The sequence below is a fragment of the Glutamicibacter sp. FR1 genome, assembly GCF_047300825.1.
Taxonomy (GTDB): Bacteria; Actinomycetota; Actinomycetes; order Actinomycetales; family Micrococcaceae; genus Glutamicibacter; species Glutamicibacter nicotianae.
Map to the genome: position 1 here is coordinate 2570701 of NZ_CP178602.1, position 18646 is coordinate 2589346.

Below are 18646 nucleotides of genomic sequence, written 5' to 3' on the forward strand. Positions count from 1 at the left end.
CGGCCTCAGGCCATGCGCAGTTCGCGCCGATTATCCCACGGACGGGTCCACCCCAGCTCGTTGAACAGACGGTCCAGCACGATCGCGGTGAAGCCCCAGATGATCCGGTCTTCGAAATCGAAGGCCGGGGACTTGAATTTCCGCGTGCCGCGATGCACCACGCCGGTCAAGCGGTTCTTCGGATCCAGCAGGTGCGCCACCGGGGCGCGGAATACCCCAGCGCTTTCTTCCGGGTCCGCCGGATACACCTCGGATTCGGTATGCCACCACCCGAGCACCGGGGTGACCAGGAAGTTCGACACCGGCAGCTCGGTTTCCCCCAAGGTACCCAGCACTTCGATGCCGGCGGTATCCACGCCGGTTTCTTCCCATGCCTCGCGCAGAGCGGCGCTGGCAACGCTCGGATCCTCCTGGTCGATGCCGCCGCCGGGGAAGGCGATCTGCCCGGCATGCTTGCGCAGGGTCGCTGCCCGCTCCACGAACAACAGGTCCAGGTCGTCCATCTGGGACTGCGGTTCCAGCACTGCCTCGCCGGCCGCGCCGAACAGGATCAGCACCGCGGCCCGGCGCGCGGCACCGAGCTCCATCTCGTTCATCACCCACTCGTTTGGCAGCCGCTGCGTTGCCCCGACCTGCGCCGTGTGGCGGGCGATGACTTGTTCCAATTCCAAGCGTGCGCTCATGCGTCCAATCCGTATCCTTCAGCCCTCAGCTCGCGGCGAGTTGCTCCGGCGATCATTTTCCCCAGCAGTTCTTCCCGTCCTGGTGCAAGCTCATACTTGAGCAACGCTTTGGCCTTGGCCGGTATTTCCTCGCCGATGCCGTACGACGGGCACAGCTTGGCGATAACGCACGCCCCGCAGGCGGGCTTGCGCGCATGGCAGACGCGCCGGCCATGGAAGACCACCCGGTGGCTGAGCATCGTCCAGTCGCGTTTCTCGAATAGTTCGCCCACCGCGTGCTCGACCTTCACCGGGTCGGTTTCAGCGGTCCAGCCCAGGCGGTTGGCCAGCCGCCCGAAATGGGTGTCCACGGTAATTCCGGGGACACCAAAGGCATTGCCCAACACGACGTTGGCGGTTTTGCGTCCCACTCCGGGAAGCTTCACCAGCTCGTCGAGCTTGGCTGGCACTTCGCCGTCGAAGCGTTCCACCAGCGCAGCGGATAGCCCGAGCAGCGCATCCGTCTTGGCGCGGAAGAAGCCGGTGGGGCGGATCAGCTGCTCAAGCTCGGCACGCTCGGCTTGGCTCATTGCGAGGGCGTCGGGGAAACGGGCGAAGAGCGCTGGAGTGATGGCATTGACCCGCACGTCGGTGGTCTGCGCCGACAGCACGGTGGCTACCAGCAGTTCGAAGGGAGTCTCGAAGTCCAGCTCGGGCACCGCGTAGGGGTAGGCCTGCGCCAGTTCCCGGTTGATCTTGCGTGCCCGGCGCGTCAGCCCCAGCTCGGTTTCATTCTCACGTTTCTTCGCCACGCTTTAGATCGTGTCATGAGCTCGCTGGGTTTTCACCCCGGGACACTGCCCCGGCATGCTGTTCATCGCGTTCAATCCACCGCTTGGCGCACAAATTACCCGATTTCCGTTATCGCAGTGACACAAAGCACACCTTCATCCTCCGAGGCTGTAACTTTGATCACAAAGAAACATTTGTGACTACGTGGAAGGACGCGAACACAGTGAGTGATTCGAAAACCCTGGACAACCTGTCGACCGAAACCCGCTCCTTTGCCCCAAGCAAGGACTTCAGCGATCAAGCCATCGCCACCCAGGCCCGCTACGGCGCAGCCAAGGAAGACCGCTTGGGCTACTGGGCGGACCAGGCCCGCCAGGTACTGGACTGGGACACCGATTTCACCGAAACCCTCGACTGGTCTGAAGCGCCGGTTGCCAAGTGGTTTGTCGGCGGCAAGCTCAACGCAGCCTATAACGCACTGGACCGCCATGTGGAGAACGGCCGGGGCGACCGCGTGGCCATCTACTTCGAAGGCGAGCCGGGCGATACCCGCAGCTACACGTACGCACAGCTGGCCGAGGAAGTGAAGAAGGCCGCCAACGCCTTCGAGTCCCTGGGCGTGGCCAAGGGCGACCGCGTCGCCGTCTACCTGCCGATGATCCCCGAAGCGGTGATCACCATGCTGGCCTGCGCCCGCATCGGCGCCATCCACTCGGTGGTCTTCGGCGGCTTCTCCGCCGACGCGCTGCGCAGCCGCATCGATGATGCCGACGCCAAGCTCGTGGTCACCGCCGATGGCACCTGGCGCCGCGGCAAGCCGAGCCCGCTGAAGCCTGCAGTGGATGCCGCCCTGGAAGCACCGGGGCACACCGTGGAAAACGTGCTGGTGGTCAAGCGCAACGGCGAACCTACCGAATTCGGCGCGCTGGACAAGTGGTGGGATGACGTGGTCGGCAACGCCGCCACTGAGCACACCGCGGTGCCCCACGACTCCGAGCACCCGCTGTTCGTGCTCTACACCTCCGGCACCACCGGCAAGCCCAAGGGCATCGTGCATACCACCGGCGGCTTCCTCACTCAGACCGCGGTCACCCACCGCGACACCTTCGATTTGCACCCGGAAACCGATGTCTTCTGGTGCACCGCAGACATCGGCTGGGTCACCGGCCACTCCTACGTCACCTACGCGCCGCTGGTCAACGGCGCCACCCAGGTGATCTACGAAGGCACCCCGGATACCCCGCACCAGGGCCGCTGGTGGGAAATCGTGGAGAAGTACGGCGTCACCATCCTGTACACCGCGCCGACCGCCATCCGCACCTTCATGAAGTGGGGCCGCGAGATCCCGGACGGCTACGACCTCTCCTCGCTGCGCGTGCTCGGTTCGGTGGGCGAACCGATCAACCCAGAAGCCTGGATGTGGTACCGCGATGTCATCGGCTCCAACAACGGCAAGAACGGCGAGAAGAAGGAGCACCCGGCTCCGATCGTGGACACCTGGTGGCAGACCGAAACCGGTGCGCACATGATCGCGCCGCTGCCGGGCGTCACCGCCACCAAACCGGGCTCGGCCCAGGTCGCTGTACCGGGCATCGCCATTGACGTGGTGGACGAAGCCGGCGAATCCGTGGCCGACGGCGAAGGCGGCTTCCTGGTCATCCGCGAACCATGGCCCGCCATGCTGCGCGGCATCTGGGGCGACACGGAACGCTACAAGGACACCTACTGGTCCCGCTTCGAGAACATGTACTTCGCCGGCGACGGCGCGAAGAAGGATGACGACGGCGACATCTGGCTGCTGGGCCGCGTGGACGATGTGATGAACGTGTCCGGCCACCGCCTGTCCACCACCGAGATCGAGTCTTCGCTGGTAGCCCACCCGTACGTGGCCGAAGCCGCGGTGGTCGGGGCGAAGGACGAGACCACCGGCGAGGCAGTCGTCGCGTTCGTGATCCTGCAGACCGAGCCTGCCGAGGGCGAGGATGTCGTGGCGACCCTGCGCAACCACGTGGGCAAGGACATCGGTCCGATCGCCAAGCCGAAGCACGTGCTGGTGGTGCCCGAGCTGCCCAAGACCCGCTCGGGCAAGATCATGCGCCGCCTACTCAAGGACGTGGCCGAAGGCCGCGAGGTCGGCGACGCCACCACGCTCTCGGATTCGACGGTCATGAGCCAGATCGCGCAGTCCATGGGCAAGTAGCCGCTGCACGCGCTGCCGCAAGAGCCGCCGTTCATCTGCACCGCTGGTGCGGAAGAACGGTGGCTTCTTGTATTACGGACCCGGCGCAACGACGCTGGATTATGCCTTCCGTGTAATAGATTTGGGTTCATGACTGAGAACGCATCGAACGCCATCTTGCTGCTCAACGGCCCCAATCTGAATCTGCTGGGCACCCGGGAACCGGAAATCTATGGCCACGACACGCTGGCCGATGTCGAGCAGCTGGCCAGCGACACCGCTGCCGCCTACGGCCTGGAAGTGCGCGCGGTGCAGTCCAACCACGAGGGCGTGCTCATCGACGCGATCCACGATGCCCGCACGACCGCGGTCGGCATCATCATGAACCCCGGTGCGTTCACCCATACCTCGGTAGCGCTGGCCGATGCGATCAGCGGTGTGCAGCTGCCGGCCATCGAGGTGCACATCTCCAATGTGCACAAGCGCGAGGCCTTCCGCCACCATTCCTATATCTCGCCGGTAGCCAGCTCGATCATCATCGGTGCGGGCGTGCATGGCTACAAGCTTGCGGTGCAGCAGCTCGCGCATTTGCTCGGCAAGTAGCCGCAGGCATCAGCCGGAAACGCAGTCGCCGGTCTTGATGCTGGTGCGCCGCTGGCTGCCGAGTTCCAAGGCTCGCTCGATCTCTTCGAGGCTCAGGGCGAAGCCCACCTCGTCATCGCTGCGGGATTTGGCGAAGATCAGACCCACCACGTCGCCGGATTCATCCAGCAGCGGTCCGCCGGAATTGCCCTGCGCCACTTCCGCACTGAGCTGGTAGACCGAAATCCGCGACGGGTCTTCGCCATAGATGTTGGCGATGGAGACGAAGGCGCGCGAGGCGATCAGCGCTCCGCGGATCTGCTGCGGTCCTCCCGACGGGTGGCCGACGAATGTTGCCGAGTCGCCACGCATCAGGTCATCGGTGGCCAGGTCGATGGGCTCAGCCTGCAGTCCCTCGACGTAAAGCAGCGCGATGTCCGCCTGGGGATCGAAATAGACAACCTTTCCGCGGTGAACTTCGTCACCGCCGACTTCCACGGTTGCCGCGCTCAATCCGGCCACCACGTGCGCATTCGTCATGACCAATTGGTGGTCGACAACGAAGCCCGAGCCGGTCAGGTTCACGCCGCACTGCACGGCGGTGCCGGAGATCTTGGCCGCCGATTGCGCGGCCGCCAGCTGCAGGTCATTGGCGGCCCATTCGGTGTCCACTGGCGCCTGTACCGGAGGCGCGAATGGCTCCAGGAACGCTGGCAGGGTTTCAGCGATCACCTTGGATCGTGCGGTGGATATGGCCGCATCGACAAACTCGGGTGTCAGGCCGCGAATCGAGTCGATCATCTTGGACTTGCTGATCTCCAGCGAAAGCCTCGGAATGCCCATGCTTGCTGTGGAAAAGGCCAAGCCACCGATGATTGTGGCGGTGATGAACACCGACAGCACGCCACCGGCAATGCGGTCTGCCGCACGCAGGAAATCGACATTCATCCAGTGCCGGATCCGGGTGGCAATCACCCGTCCCAGCGCTTGGCCGAGGATGATCAGCACCGCTGCGGTGGCGATCATCAGCCCGACACGCCACCAGGGGTTCGTGGCAAAAGTGGAGACCAACGGGATCGCGAAGAATGCGGCGACGCCACCGACGAGCAGGCCGAGCATGTCGCCAACTGTCAGGAGGAAGCCTCGGCGAACTCCAACGATGAAGAACATCAGCAACACACCGCAGATGACTACATCGAGCCAGCTGAAAATTCCCAGCACCCAGACCCCAGTTCATTCATTAAGTTCGTATAGACCCAAGGTACCCTTAGAAGCTGATGGATTTCTGCGAGCAGATTCGCGAGTTTTAGTCGAATGTGCGTGATTTTCAACATTTTCTTGGTTAAACCACGTGTGGAAACTGTCACATTGTTACCGAATACGGCACAATGAAGTAAGCGCCTACTACTGTTGACAGGAGATTTAATGGATATCGAGGTACTGCGTCGCGCGCCACTGTTTGCGTCGCTTGGTGACGAAGTTTTCACCGCGCTAACCGAAGAATTGACCGAGGTTGATCTGTCCCGCGGTGCATCGGTGTTCCGTGAAGGCGATCAGGGTGACCGTCTGTACTTCATCGTTTCTGGCAAGATCAAGCTCGGCCGCACCTCTTCGGATGGTCGCGAGAACCTGATTGCTGTTCTTGGCCCGGGCGAACTGTTTGGCGAAATGGCTTTGTTCGATCCACACCCACGCAACGCTACCGCCACCGCCGTGTCTGAAACCCGCCTGGCTGGCCTGAGCCACGAGAACATGCGCAAGGCTATCCTGAACTCCCCTGAGGTCTCGATCCAGCTGCTGCAGGCTCTGGCTGCACGTCTGCGTCGCACCAATGAGTCCCTGGCCGATCTGGTCTTCTCTGACGTTCCTGGCCGCGTTGCCAAGGCGCTGCTGGATCTGGCTGACCGCTTCGGCCGCCCGGCTACCGACGGCATCCTGGTTGCCCACGAACTGACTCAGGAAGAGCTGGCTCAGCTGGTTGGTGCTTCCCGCGAAACCGTGAACAAGGCCCTGGCCGAGTTCGTCCAGCGCGGCTGGCTGCGCCTGGAAGCACGCGCCGTCGTGATCCTGGACATCCAGCGCCTGCGCCAGCGTTCGCGCTAAAGTACGACAAAGCATTTCAGGCCGAAAATCCTCAAAGGATTTTCGGCCTGTTGTGTTTTAAGCAGTGTGCTCAGTGCCCGGCAGTGGTCTGCCACGGCCGGGAGGACTCGGCGCTGATGGATCCCAGGACTTCCAGGTAGTAGATTCCATCGCGCACCAGCAGATCCGGATGCTTGAGGTTCAGCGATCGCGCCCGCGAGAGGTAGGCGATCACTCCGTTGGCTTCCGCCATGGCCTCCAGGATCATTTCCACCGCCGGGTAGCTGATCTCCGAGAGCGTGAGGTTCACCGTGTTCGGTTGGCCAATGCTGTCCCCCAGCTCGCTGGTGCCGCGCTTTGCCAAGATGTCTCCGGCAGCAGACCAACGTCCCCATTTTCCTTTGCCACGCAGCAATGAGGCTTCCTGGCGGTTCGGCACGGTGGCGGTGAAGTACCAGGTGTCGAAGCGGCGCAGGGCAAAGTTCGGATTGAGCCAGTGCGATACAGGACGCAGAAGGTCGGTACGCAAACCGAGTCCGCGGCGGCGCAGGAATTCGTCAAAGGCAAGATCTTGTCCGGCGATGGCTTCGCGGGCGGTCATCCAGTCTTCGGCATCGGTCATTTCAACGACGGATTGCTCGTCGGTTCCGGCCAGCAGGATCCCGGTCTCTTCGAAGAGCTCGCGAATGGCGCAAACAAGATAGGCCTGAACCAGCTGCTGATCCAGCAAGTCCATGCGCTTGGACCATTGGGACAGGCTCGGGCCGAACCATTGGTAGGTGGCACGGTCGCTCGTCTCATGGCTGCCGCCCGGGAAGGCTACGTTGCCCAGAGGAGAGCCCCCGGGGCGATAAGTCAGGTAGGTTTCCACACCGTGGGAGGAATCCCTCACAAGGCACACAGAGGACGCTCGCCGCGGGGTGCGCGGGGTGCGCGAACCGAAAGAGAACCAGTTTTCGGCGGTGGCAATCTGATGCGGCGGCAGGTCGAAGAGCCGTCGAACCATGCCGCTGCGCGGTCCCGACGGGAAAGCCCGTCGGGACCGCGCAACGGGAAACTGGCCTGAATTACTCAAATTCGGCGATGACCTCAACCTCGACAGGTGCATCCAGCGGCAGTACGGCTACGCCGACGGCCGAACGTGCATGCAGGCCTGCATCGCCGAGAACTTCGCCGAAGAATTCGGAGGCTCCGTTGATGACTCCTGGCTGTCCGGTGAAGTCCGGTGCCGACGACACGAAACCGACAACCTTCACGATGCGCTTAATGCGATCTAGATCACCAATTTCCGCCTTGATGGCTGCCAGCGCGTTGAGCGCGGCGGTCTGTGCCTGGGCCTTTGCTTCCTCGGCTGAAACTTCGGCGCCAACCTTTCCAACCGCTGTGAGTTCACCCTTAATCAGCGGAAGCTGACCGGAGGTGTAAACGTAGTTGCCGGAAGTAACGGCAGGCAGGTACGCCGCAACCGGCTTTGCCACAGCTGGCAAGGCATGGCCAAGCTCGGCCAGGCGAGCCTCGACACGCGAGGAAGTAGCTTCTTGCATGGGATTTCTCCTTCAGTAAATGTTGATGCCCGTTAGGCTTTCGGACGCTTCATGTAGGCCACTGGAGATGAGCCATTGGGTCCAGGAACGACGGTTACCAGCTCCCAGCCGTCATCACCCCACTGGTCCAAAATCTGCTTCGTAGCGTGAATCAAAAGCGGCAAAGTGGCGTATTCCCATTTAGTCATACTCGATACGTTAGCGCGTCCTTGTAAACTAGTGGGTATGGCAGCCAAGAAGTCCCCCTTTTTTGATACAGCTACCACTCTGGGAAAAGTCGTTGCATTCTTCGGAATCAGCGCCCTGTGTGGTGTGCTCGCAGCAGGCATGCTCGTGCCCATTGCAGCTATCGCTAAAACCGGTTTGACCACTGGTAACAACATCGTCAGCGCCCTCCCGAGCTCATTCGAGAAGCTCCCTATCCCGGAGCCTTCCACGATCCTTGACGCGGACGGCAAGACGATTGCGACCTTCTACCAGCAAAATCGCCAGCCTGTGAAGCTAGATGACATCTCGCCGAACATGCGCAAGGCGATCATCTCGGTGGAAGACGAGCGCTTCTACGAGCACAAGGGCATCGACCCCAAGGGCATCGCCCGTGCAGTTGTCGGCAACCTCACCTCCTCGAGCCGCTCTGGCGCTTCCACCTTGACCCAGCAGTACGTCAACAACCTGCTGGTGAACAACCAGGTGCTCACTGGTGCGGAAGAATCCACCGTCTCCGGCCAGAAGGATTATGCAGACAAGATCCGCGAACTGAAGTATGCGGTGGCTATCGAAAAGGAAATGTCCAAGGACGAGATCCTGGAGGGCTACCTGAACCTGGTCCTCTTCTCGGGTCGCGAGTATGGCGTGCAGGCTGCCGCTCAGCGCTTCTATTCGGTCGACGCCAAGGACTTGAACTTGCAGCAGTCTGCCATGCTTGCCGGCATGGTCCAGCTGCCTAACGTCTACAACCCGATCAACAACCCTGAGCGTTCCATCGATCGCCGCAACAAGGTGCTGGGCAACATGTACCGCACCGGCGCGATCACCAAAAAGGAATACGACCAGGCAGTCAAGTCGGATCTTGAACTGGATCCGAGCATCTCGCCTTCCGGCTGCACCGCGGCCAAGGAAAATGCCTACTTCTGCGACTACGTCACCAACTTGATCCTTGCCGATGACACCTATGGCAAGACCAAGGAAGATCGCGAAAACCTGCTGTACCGCGGGGGCCTGACCGTCAAGACCACCCTGAACAGCAAGCTGAACAAGAAGGCTGCCAAGGACTCCGCGAAGGCCATTGATCCGAAGGCCAAGTCCAACACGGATGTCTACTCCTCCATCGTTTCGGTCGAGCCGGGCACCGGCAAGATCCTGACCATGGCGCAGAACACCACTTACGGTCCGGAAATTAAGAACTCGGGCGAGAACACCTACTACAATTTCGCTGTAGAGCGTTCGCTTGGCGGTGCCGGCGGCTTCCAGGGCGGCTCGACCATGAAGCCGTACACCACGCTGGGCTGGCTGTCCGAAGGCAACAACATGTACGACAAGATCAATGCCAAGAAGCAGGCCTTCATGCCCGGAACCAAGTGGCGTGCGTCATGCCTTCCCGGCGGCACGACATCTGTCAGTTCAAAGTGGGAACCAAGGAATGCATCGCCTGGCTTCTACCGCACGATGACCGTGGATACCGGCCTGTACTGGTCGATTAACTCCGCAACTGTCCAGGAGGCCTTCAAGACCGACCTGTGCACCATCGCCGACTACACCGAGAAATTGGGGGTGCTCGATCAAGGTGCCAAGGGCGGGCCAGCTCCAATCAGCCCGGCGAACCCTTCGTTCGTCATTGGCTCGGCAGAAATCACTCCGCTGTCCCAGGCCGCGGCCTTTGCGGCGTTCGCCAACAAGGGCGAATACTGCGAACCACGCGCCATCACCGGCGTAACCGATAAGGACGGCAACGAGTACAAGGTCAAGAAGGAATCCTGCTCCCAGCAGATCGACCCGACCTATATTGCCGATCTGAACGGCACCCTGCAGAAGATCGCCACCAAGCGCGTCTCCAAGGGCCGGGTAGCCGGCCCGATCGCTGGCAAGACCGGGACCAACAACTACGCCTCATCGACCTGGTTCGTCGGCTACACCACCGGCATTTCCACCGCGGCGTGGGTAGGCCGTCTGGATGGCAAGGCCGGTGAAGAGAAGAACCAGATGCACGGCGCGATGATCAACGACGAGAAGGCACCGTGGATGGTCGACTCCTCGACCTACGCCGCCCCGCTCTGGGTGGACTTCATGGAAGAGGCAGTGTACGAATACGACCGCGGCTCCTTCGGCTCGGCCCGCCGCCAGCCGCCTCCGCCAAAGCCGAAGGAAGAAGAGGAATCCAAGTCCAACTCGGATGAGAAGGACAACGACAAGGAAGAGTCGAATGACGATTCCAAGCCGAAGGAAGAATCCTCCTCGAAGCCTGACGCCCGCGACATTGGCCGGGGAAACGACAACGGCAATGGGAATGGCAACGGAAACGGCAATAAGTCCGATGACTAGCTCGTGAGCTGTGAAGGCCGCGTTCAACTTTGGTTGAACGCGGCCTTCCGGTTTAGATTGGCATAGGAGAACTTCAGCAGAAGTGGCCGCAGGGCTTGAAAGGACGATGGCACAGAAGTCATGGTTGAACAGAATAATTTCGTTTCGGCATTGCGCCACGCCAGTGGCACGGCGGCCCTCGCCGCCAGCGGCGCCCTGGCCATCGGCGGCGCACTAGTGGGCTACGGCATGCTGGAGGCCCAGAAGTTCGGGCTGCGCCATGAGACGCTCAAGGTCCTGCCGCGCGGATACGGCGACATCAAGGTCCTGCACCTGTCGGACATCCACATGGTTCCGGGGCAGGAAGCCAAAACCCGGTGGCTGCGCAGCCTGGCAGATCTGGAGCCCGACTTCGTCATCAACACCGGCGACAACCTCAGCCACCGCAAGGGCGTACCGGCCCTGATCAAGGCGCTGGAACCGCTGATGGCTTTCCCCGGCGCGTTCGTTCCCGGCTCGAACTGCTATTACGCTCCGAAGCTGAAGAACCCGTTCAAGTACTTGGCTCCCTCAACCGGAACCCCCAGTCCAGCCTCCCGCGACAAGCTACCGTTCGAAGAGATGCACCGTGCCTTCGGCAGCGCCGGCTGGATCAATATGTCCAACCGCGCGCATTCCACCGTGCTCAACGGCCTGCGCCTGGACCTTTCAGGTGTCGATGATCCGCACCTCGATCTCGACCACTTCGCGGGCTGGCCGCGCGGGTCCTCCTCCAGCAACCAGGCGCCCCACGTGCGGATCGCGCTCACCCACGCTCCCTACCAGCGGGTCCTGGACCAATTCACCGAGGCGCAGGCCGATGTCATTTTCGCCGGCCACACCCATGGCGGCCAGGTTTGCATCCCCGGGTACGGCGCATTGGTCTCCAACTGCGACCTGCCGACTTGGCGTGCCCGCGGCTTGACCGATTGGGACTACAACGGCAACACCGTTCCGTTGAACGTTTCCGCCGGCATCGGCACTTCGAGATTCGCTCCGATCCGCTTTGCCTGCCCGCCGGAGGCCGTGCTGGTCACCCTGGCGGCCCGCGGCTAAAGCAGGAAATTCTTCCAGATAATCCCCGGTCTAGCACCTTGCTGGTGCTCGGCCGGGGATTATTAGCATCCATTGTGAAGCACTTCTTTCCCAAAGTGGCGTATTGATTGAATTATCCCAACTACTGCCGGTAGTCTGTAGATCTGTCAAACTTCTGGATGAATGCGGGGTACCGTGGCTCAGGCTCAACCGAATGGATCCGATGATCCGGTCCCGCTCACTGCAACACTGAAGCGTCTCGCTCCCTTCGTCAAGCCGATTTTCCCTCGGCTCGTTTGCGGTTTCCTCTGCGCGCTCGGAGCAGGCATTGTCGCCCTGGCCATCCCACAGGTCCTCGCCTGGCTGGTGAACGTCGTGCTGCAGCGTGATGGAGCGGCCTCGGAAGTGTGGATTTCCGTCGGCATCATCGCCGCGCTGGGCTTCGTCGAAGCGCTGCTGATCTTCCTGCGCCGCCAATTCGTGCTGAATCCCGCAGCAGGCCTTGAAGCGCAGATGCGCATCCGCTTCTACAAGCACCTGCAACGCCTGCCTGTGGCGTTTCACGAACGCTGGGGCTCGGGACAGCTGCTCTCCCGGTCCATGTCGGACCTGTCCCTCTTGCGCCGCTGGCTCGCCTTCGGCGCGATGATGCTGGTAGTTGAAACCGTCACCGTCATCACCGGCCTGGTGCTGATGTTCACCCATTCGTGGATCCTGGGATTGCTCTACCTGCTGGGTTCCATCCCGATTGCCATCAAGGCCTACCGCTTCCGCAACGACTACCGGGCCGCCAGCCGGCGAAGCCAGGACCAAGCCGGCGATCTGGCCACCGCCGTGGAAGAATCCGTGCACGGCATCCGGGTCATCAAGGCCTTTGGCCGCGGGCCGCACGTCTACGAGGGCTTCAACGCCCAGGCCAAGTCCCTGCAGGAAACCGAAATCACCAAGGCCAAGACGCTGGCCAGCTTCCTGCTCACCGTCGTTGCCGTCCCCGAAACCATTCTGGGCATCGGCTTGGTCATCGGCCTTGCCCAGGTCGCCAACGGCACGTTGAGCGTCGGCTCGCTGGTGGCCTATTTCGCGATCGCCGCGGTCATCGCCGGCCCCGTCGAAGGCATGGGCATGCTGCTGGGCATGACGCTGAGCACCAAAACTGCCCTGGACCGGCATTTCGAAGTGATGGATTCAATCAACGACATCGCCTCCCCCGCACAGCCGCAGATCCCGGCAGAACGCGATGGCAGCGTGAAGCTGGAGCATGTGCGCTTCGCCTACCCTGATACCGCCGGCACCCGCCGGCCGATCCTGGCCGACATCAATCTGGAAATCCGCCCCGGGGAAACCATGGCGCTGGTGGGCATCACCGGTTCGGGCAAGTCCACCTTGCTGAACCTGGTGCCTCGCCTGCATGAAGCCACCGCTGGCAAGGTGCTGGTCCATGGCCAGGACGTCAAGGACTGGGACCTTGAGCAGCTGCGAGCGGAAATCGCCGTGGCTTTCGAGGACACCACCTTGTTTTCCACCAGCATTCGCGGCAATGTGCTGCTCGGCGCACCGGAACACCTCGATGAGCGGCAGCGCGAAGCGCTGCTTTCAGAAGCATTGGACGTCGCCCAGGCGCAGTTCGCCTATACCCTGCCCGACGGGGTGGACACCCTGATCGGCGAGGAGGGCCTTTCGCTCTCCGGCGGGCAACGCCAGCGCATCGCCCTGGCCCGTGCCATCGCGGCACGCCCGAGCGTCCTGGTTCTCGACGACCCGCTGTCGGCCCTGGATGTGCGCACCGAGGAACTGGTCACCGAGCGGCTGCGCGAAGTGCTGGCCGGGACCACCACGCTGATCGTGGCGCACCGGCCCTCAACCGTGATGCTCGCCGACCGGGTGGCATTGCTGCGTGACGGCCGCATCGATGCGGTGGGCAGCCACACCCATCTGCTGAGCACCAATGAGCATTACCGTTTCGTCATCGCCAGCCTGGACGACGAAGAGCAGCCAGCCACCTCGGAGGTTTCCCGATGAGCAAGCCCCTGGGCGTTGCCAATGAAGACGCCATCAAGCTCTCTGCGGCCGAACGCAAGGTCGTGCGCCAGCGCTCCTTCCGGCTGCTGGCCGCCCTGGCCATGCCGCAGAAGAAGCTTTTCATCCTCACCGTGGTTCTGGTGCTGGTATCCAATGCGGCGCGCGTGCTGCTTCCGGTGCTGATCGCCTTCGCCATCGACTGGACCTTGCCGCAGGTGCGCGAAGGCAACTGGGGCGCGTTGGGGCTGACCGGTGCAGGCTACATCCTCGGTGCGGTCCTCAGCGGCGTACTGCTCTCCTGGTACATCACCAGCGCGGCACGGATCTCCCAGGCGATGCTCTTGGATCTTCGCCAGCAGGTCTTCCGCCATACCCAGCGCTTGAGCCTCGAATTCCACGAGAACTACACTTCCGGGCGGATCATTTCCCGGCAGACCTCTGATCTGGAAACACTGCGCGAACTGCTGGACCAGGGCGTTTCGGAACTGGCCTCCTCCTGCGTGTTCGTGGTTTTCACCCTGGCCTCGATTTTCTTCCTCGACTGGCGCAGCGGCCTGGTGGTCTGCGTTGCAGCCATCCCGGTCACGCTCCTGTTCTTCTGGTACCAGCGCCAATCCGAGGTCCTCTACCGCGAATCCCGCGTGGTGTCGGCCCGGGTCATCTCCACCTTTGTGGAGACGATGACCGGCATCCGCGCGGTCAAGGCGTTCCGCCGCGAGGCAGCCAACGACGAGAACTACTCGGATCTCGCCGAGCAGTACCGGGTGAACTCGGTACGTTCCTTCAACCTCTTCGGCGTGCTGCAGCCCGGCCTGGTGCTGATCGGCAACCTGACGGTGGCCTCGCTGCTGGCCTACGGCGGGTTCCGCATCATTGACGGCACCATGCAGGTCGGCGCGATGGTGGCGATCCTGCTCGCATCCAAGCGCCTGTTCCAGCCAGTCGAGCAGATCGCCATGTTCTACTCCTCGCTGCAGTCTGCCACCGCCGCACTGGAGAAGGTTTCGGGACTGCTGGAGGAGGAACCGAGCGTGCGCGAGCCTGCCGTCCCGCGCAGCATCGGCAAGGTGGCCGGCGAGCTGGTCTTCAAGGACGCGGTCTTCGGCTACGGCGACGGCCCGGTGATCATGGAGGAATTCGACCTGCGGATCCCGGCCGGACAAACCGTGGCGGTGGTGGGTCAGACCGGTGCCGGCAAGTCCACGCTGGCCAAGCTCATTGCCCGCTTCTACGACCTGCGTTCGGGCACCCTGGAACTGGATTCGGTGCCGGTCAACGAACTGTCCAACAAGGAATTGCGCCAGCACGTCGTTATGGTCACCCAGGAAGCCTTCCTCTTCTCCGGCTCGGTGGCCGAGAATATCGCGCTGGGCCGTCCCGGCGCATCGCTGGAACAGATCCAGGATGCGGCCCGCGCAGTCGGTGCCCATGAGTTCATCATGGAACTGCCCGAAGGCTATGACACCGACGTGAACAAGCGTGGCGGACGGGTCTCGGCCGGCCAGCGCCAGCTGATCTCCTTCGCCCGCGCCTTCCTGGCCGATCCCGCGGTGCTGATCCTGGATGAGGCCACCAGCTCCTTGGATATCCCCTCCGAGCGTGCAGTGCAGCGCGGACTGCAGACCCTGCTGGGCAACCGCACCGCACTGATCATTGCGCACCGCCTGTCCACCGTGCAGATCGCCGACCGGGTGCTGGTGGTCCACGACGGCAAGATCGCCGAGGACGGCACCCCGGCCCAGCTGATTGCCGATGACGGGCGCTTCGCGGCCCTGCACAAGGCGTGGAAGGACTCGCTGGTGTAGCTTGGCGGGCGCCTACTGCCTTCCCGCGTCAATCTCCCGGACATGGACGAGCACGAGGTCCCTGACCAGGTCGTCGGGCAACGGCGCGGCCTAAGTGAATCGGATGGCATGGACGGTCTTGCTGACGCCCTCCAACCGGTCTTCCAGTTCCTCAATGGCCCGGCAGGATGGGTAGAAGCTCAGGTGCTTCTTCGACGCGGTGAAGTAAACCAAGGCACGCTGCTTGTACTTCAGGGTGGGCATCGAATAGCTCATGGTTTCTTCCGCTTCCGGAACCAGTCCCTTCACCAGGGCGCGAATCCTTTCCAGCTCCGCCCGGAAATCCGGTTCCAGCGCATCGAGATACGCTTCCACCGTTGCCGCTTTGCCAGCCATGCCTTGAGTCTAACCACCCGATTCCAACCGCCGCCAGATGGCTCGGCTTAAGCCCAAGGACCCCACACTGCCTTAATCGGCGGTGCGGGGTCCTGTCGCTGTTCATCTGGGCTAGGCGTTGAAGGCCTGTCCGGTCAGCCGTTCATAGGCCTCGATGTAGCGGGCACGGGTCTTCTCGATGATCTCCGCTGGCAGAAGCGGCGGCTCTTCGCCCGAGTTCTTGTCCCAGCCCGATTCGGCCGAGGTCAGCCAATCGCGGACGAACTGCTTGTCGAAGCTGGCCTGCGCCTGGCCCGGCTTGTATGTTTCGGCATCCCAGAATCGCGAGGAATCAGGGGTCAGCACCTCATCGCCCAGGGTGATCTCGCCGGTCGCCGGATCGGCGCCGAATTCAACCTTGGTATCGGCCAGGATGATGCCGCGTGCGCGGGCGATCTTCTCGGCCTGCTCGTACAAGGCCACGGTCTTTTCGCGCAGCGCTTCGGCTACCTCGGTACCCACGCGGTCCACGGTCTGGGCGAAGGAGATATTCTCGTCATGCTCCCCCACCTCGGCCTTGGCCGACGGGGTGAACAGCGCCGGTTCCAGGCGCGAACCATCCACCAGGCCCTCGGGCAGGGGCAGCTCGCACACCGTCTGCGATACCTTGTATTCGGCCAGGCCGGAACCTGTCAGGTAGCCGCGGGCGATGCACTCGATCGGGTGCATCTCAAGCTTCTTGCACACCATCGCGCGGCCGTCCACGGCGGCCGGCACATCGGTGGAGATCACGTGGTTGGCGAAGCCGCCCAACTGCTCGAACCACCAGAGGCTGAGCTGGGTGAGCACCTTGCCCTTGTCCGGGATTTCGCTGGCGAGCACGAAGTCGTAGGCGCTGATGCGGTCGGAGGCCACCACGAGGACCCGGTCGGTCTCCTCGAAGCTGGCTCCTGCAGGCACGTACAGGTCGCGTACCTTGCCCGAGTAGAAATGATCCCAACCTTTAAGGTCGAGCACTTCGGTCTGGAATCCTGCCATGAGTTCTGTTGTCCTCTACTTGCTGTCGTTGGCGATGACGATGTCGCCGCGTTCGGCCTTCAGCGCAATGTCGGTGCGCGACTGGGCGCCATCCCAGCTGATCTCGGCTACCCCGGCATAGGCCGCGGCGCGGGCCGCGGCCAGGCCATCGCCCAGGCCCACCACTGCCAGCACGCGGCCGCCGGAAACGATGATGTTCCCGTCCGCGTCGGCAGAAGTGCCTGCATGCATCACGTGCACGCCGTCGATTGCGTTAGCTGCTTCCAGACCGGAGATCGCTGCCCCCTTGACCGGGGTGTCCGGGTAGTTCTCGGCGGCGATGACCACATCGACAGCGGTCTGCGCGGACCAGGTCAGCTGCTCTGCATCATCGAGCCGGCCCGTGGCGGCAGCCAGCAGCACCCCGCCCAGCGGGGTCTTCAGGCGTGCCAGCACAGCCTGGGTTTCCGGGTCGCCGAAGCGGGCGTTGAACTCGATCACGCGGATGCCGCGCTTGGTGATGGCCAAGCCGCAGTACAGCACGCCGGTGAACGGGGTGCCGCGCTTTTCCATCTCGCGCAGGGTCGGGTAGGCGACACGGTCCATGACCTCGTCGACGAAGTTCTCCGGCAGCCATTCCAGCGGCGAGTAGGCACCCATGCCGCCGGTGTTCGGGCCTTCGTCATTGTCGAAGATGCGCTTGAAGTCCTGCGCCGGGGACAGCGGAACCGCATGCTTGCCATCGCAGATGACAAACAGGGACACTTCCGGGCCGTCGAGGAATTCCTCGATGACGACGGTGCCGTCGGCAGCGAAGCACGCATCTGCGTGCTCCAGGGCTTCCTCGCGATCGCTGGTGACCACCACGCCCTTGCCGGCGGCCAGGCCGTCGTCCTTGACCACGTACGGTGCACCGAAGTCATCCAGCGCATTGGCGGCTTCCTCGCGGGTCGCGGCCACATGGGCCATCGCGGTGGGAACCTCGGCGGCAGCCATGACGTTCTTGGCGAAAGCCTTGGAGGCTTCGAGCTGTGCGGCGGCTTGGGTCGGGCCGAAGACCGGGATCTGCGCGGCGATCAGGGCATCGGCGACGCCCGCGGCCAGGGGCGCTTCAGGTCCGACAACCACCAGGTCGCTGCCGAGTTCCTGGGCCAGCGCGACGACTGCTGCAGGGTCCTGCGCGTCGATTGCATGGGTGGTGACGTCCTGTGCGATACCGGCGTTGCCGGGGGCGCAATGAACTTCGTTGACGTAGGGGTCTGCACTCAGTGCACGGACAATTGCATGTTCACGGCCGCCTGGGCCAATAACCAGTACCTTCACGCGGTCGAGTTTACCGGAGAATCCATGGGCCAACCGCGTCTATGACGCACGCGAGGCCAGCGTCCAGCCCTGCACTCGAACGGCTGCCGGGTCCCCGCACGCCGGGCGAGTTCGCTTCCGGTATTGCACCTGAGCACCTTCGAAGCTGTCAGCTGGCGTTCGGCCAGCTGGACTAGAGTTGGCATGGCTGGATTTACGGTTGTCCCGGATCCGCGGCAGAGATCTTGAACAGAGGAATATGACGTTTCTCTGTCATTGAGAGAAAGTGGAATCGACCCATGGCAATCAAAAGGCGCGTTGATGAAACCGCTGGCCGAGCGGCCTTGCGAGAATGGTCCTCAACCGCGCAGGGACAAGGAAAAACAGCCCGGCCGGTGCTGGCCACAGCAGTGCGGTTTTCGCTGGAGGAGCTGGCTTCCCGCGCCGAAGGCAATTCGGTCGAGGTGCGCGTTCCGCCCTTCGGTGTGACTCAGTGCATAGCCGGGCCTCGGCATACCCGCGGAACTCCCCCGAATGTGGTCGAAATGCCTGCTGAACTCTGGCTTTCCTTGGCTACTGGCCGCATAAGTTGGGCCGAAGCCCTGCAAACTGGGCAATTGCACGCTTCGGGACTTAGGGCAGACTTGTCAGCACACCTACCACTTATTGAGTACCCTTAAGGGCATGGAGCAACACCCCGCTACACCGTCGCCTGCC

The 18646-nt window shown here is 62.7% G+C and carries 16 protein-coding genes; 8 read left to right on the forward strand and 8 right to left on the reverse strand.

Annotated elements, in window-relative coordinates; translation table 11 throughout:
* Nucleotides 1-5 precede the first annotated feature (5 nt).
* Complete coding sequence (locus ACLQ8T_RS12420; protein WP_413454797.1) at nt 6-683, reverse strand: NUDIX hydrolase; 678 nt, start codon at nt 681-683, stop codon at nt 6-8.
* Entirely contained in the window at nt 680-1474 is a 795-nt protein-coding gene (nth, locus tag ACLQ8T_RS12425) for an endonuclease III (RefSeq protein ID WP_413454798.1), read from the reverse strand. The genes ACLQ8T_RS12420 and nth overlap by 4 nt, the downstream gene beginning before the upstream one ends.
* 203 nt (nt 1475-1677) lie before the next feature.
* Here nth and acs point away from each other — a divergent pair, with 203 nt between their 5' ends.
* Nucleotides 1678-3654 (forward strand): acetate--CoA ligase, encoded by a 1977-nt coding sequence (gene acs, locus ACLQ8T_RS12430; protein WP_204722728.1) that lies wholly within the window; start codon nt 1678-1680, stop codon nt 3652-3654.
* A 129-nt stretch (nt 3655-3783) separates the two neighbouring features.
* Nucleotides 3784-4236, forward strand: coding sequence for a type II 3-dehydroquinate dehydratase (gene aroQ, locus ACLQ8T_RS12435; RefSeq protein WP_204722729.1), 453 nt, complete (start codon nt 3784-3786; stop codon nt 4234-4236).
* Nucleotides 4237-4245: 9 nt separating this feature from the next.
* Here aroQ and ACLQ8T_RS12440 read toward each other — a convergent pair whose 3' ends face one another.
* Nucleotides 4246-5436: a MarP family serine protease gene (locus ACLQ8T_RS12440; protein WP_204722730.1), complete on the reverse strand. Its 1191-nt coding sequence runs from the start codon at nt 5434-5436 to the stop codon at nt 4246-4248.
* Nucleotides 5437-5640: 204 nt separating this feature from the next.
* Between ACLQ8T_RS12440 and ACLQ8T_RS12445 the strand changes: the two genes are divergently transcribed.
* Nucleotides 5641-6318, forward strand: a complete 678-nt coding sequence (locus tag ACLQ8T_RS12445; protein ID WP_131088916.1) for a Crp/Fnr family transcriptional regulator — start codon at nt 5641-5643, stop codon at nt 6316-6318.
* A 70-nt stretch (nt 6319-6388) separates the two neighbouring features.
* Here ACLQ8T_RS12445 and ACLQ8T_RS12450 read toward each other — a convergent pair whose 3' ends face one another.
* Both ACLQ8T_RS12450 and ACLQ8T_RS12455 read right to left on the reverse strand, forming a co-directional pair.
* On the reverse strand, nt 6389-7303 hold the full coding sequence (locus ACLQ8T_RS12450; RefSeq protein ID WP_038991698.1) for an NUDIX hydrolase: 915 nt from the start codon (nt 7301-7303) through the stop codon (nt 6389-6391).
* Between the two features lie 61 nt (nt 7304-7364).
* Complete coding sequence (locus ACLQ8T_RS12455) at nt 7365-7841, reverse strand: RidA family protein (RefSeq protein ID WP_073705829.1); 477 nt, start codon at nt 7839-7841, stop codon at nt 7365-7367.
* Nucleotides 7842-8168: 327 nt separating this feature from the next.
* Between ACLQ8T_RS12455 and ACLQ8T_RS12460 the strand changes: the two genes are divergently transcribed.
* The 4 genes from ACLQ8T_RS12460 to ACLQ8T_RS12475 all read left to right on the forward strand — a co-directional run bounded on the left by ACLQ8T_RS12460 (nt 8169) and on the right by ACLQ8T_RS12475 (nt 15256).
* Nucleotides 8169-10379, forward strand: coding sequence for a transglycosylase domain-containing protein (locus ACLQ8T_RS12460; protein WP_413454799.1), 2211 nt, complete (start codon nt 8169-8171; stop codon nt 10377-10379).
* A 120-nt stretch (nt 10380-10499) separates the two neighbouring features.
* Complete coding sequence (locus ACLQ8T_RS12465; RefSeq protein WP_073705827.1) at nt 10500-11453, forward strand: metallophosphoesterase; 954 nt, start codon at nt 10500-10502, stop codon at nt 11451-11453.
* A gap of 162 nt (nt 11454-11615) precedes the next feature.
* Nucleotides 11616-13451, forward strand: a complete 1836-nt coding sequence (locus ACLQ8T_RS12470) for an ABC transporter ATP-binding protein (RefSeq protein ID WP_239543378.1) — start codon at nt 11616-11618, stop codon at nt 13449-13451.
* Entirely contained in the window at nt 13448-15256 is a 1809-nt protein-coding gene (locus ACLQ8T_RS12475; protein WP_413454800.1) for an ABC transporter ATP-binding protein, read from the forward strand. The genes ACLQ8T_RS12470 and ACLQ8T_RS12475 overlap by 4 nt, the downstream gene beginning before the upstream one ends.
* Nucleotides 15257-15346: 90 nt before the next feature.
* Here the strand turns inward: ACLQ8T_RS12475 and ACLQ8T_RS12480 are convergent, their stop codons facing one another.
* The 3 genes from ACLQ8T_RS12480 to purD form a co-directional block, all read right to left on the reverse strand.
* Nucleotides 15347-15631 (reverse strand): iron chaperone, encoded by a 285-nt coding sequence (locus tag ACLQ8T_RS12480; protein WP_204722734.1) that lies wholly within the window; start codon nt 15629-15631, stop codon nt 15347-15349.
* A 111-nt stretch (nt 15632-15742) separates the two neighbouring features.
* Nucleotides 15743-16648 carry a phosphoribosylaminoimidazolesuccinocarboxamide synthase gene (locus tag ACLQ8T_RS12485; RefSeq protein ID WP_413454801.1) on the reverse strand — a complete coding sequence of 302 codons (906 nt, stop codon included), beginning with the start codon at nt 16646-16648 and terminating at the stop codon, nt 15743-15745.
* Between the two features lie 15 nt (nt 16649-16663).
* Nucleotides 16664-17950, reverse strand: a complete 1287-nt coding sequence (purD, locus tag ACLQ8T_RS12490; RefSeq protein ID WP_204722736.1) for a phosphoribosylamine--glycine ligase — start codon at nt 17948-17950, stop codon at nt 16664-16666.
* Between the two features lie 278 nt (nt 17951-18228).
* Between purD and ACLQ8T_RS12495 the strand changes: the two genes are divergently transcribed.
* Entirely contained in the window at nt 18229-18609 is a 381-nt protein-coding gene (locus tag ACLQ8T_RS12495; RefSeq protein ID WP_204722737.1) for a sterol carrier family protein, read from the forward strand.
* The last annotated feature ends 37 nt before the right edge of the window (nt 18610-18646 follow it).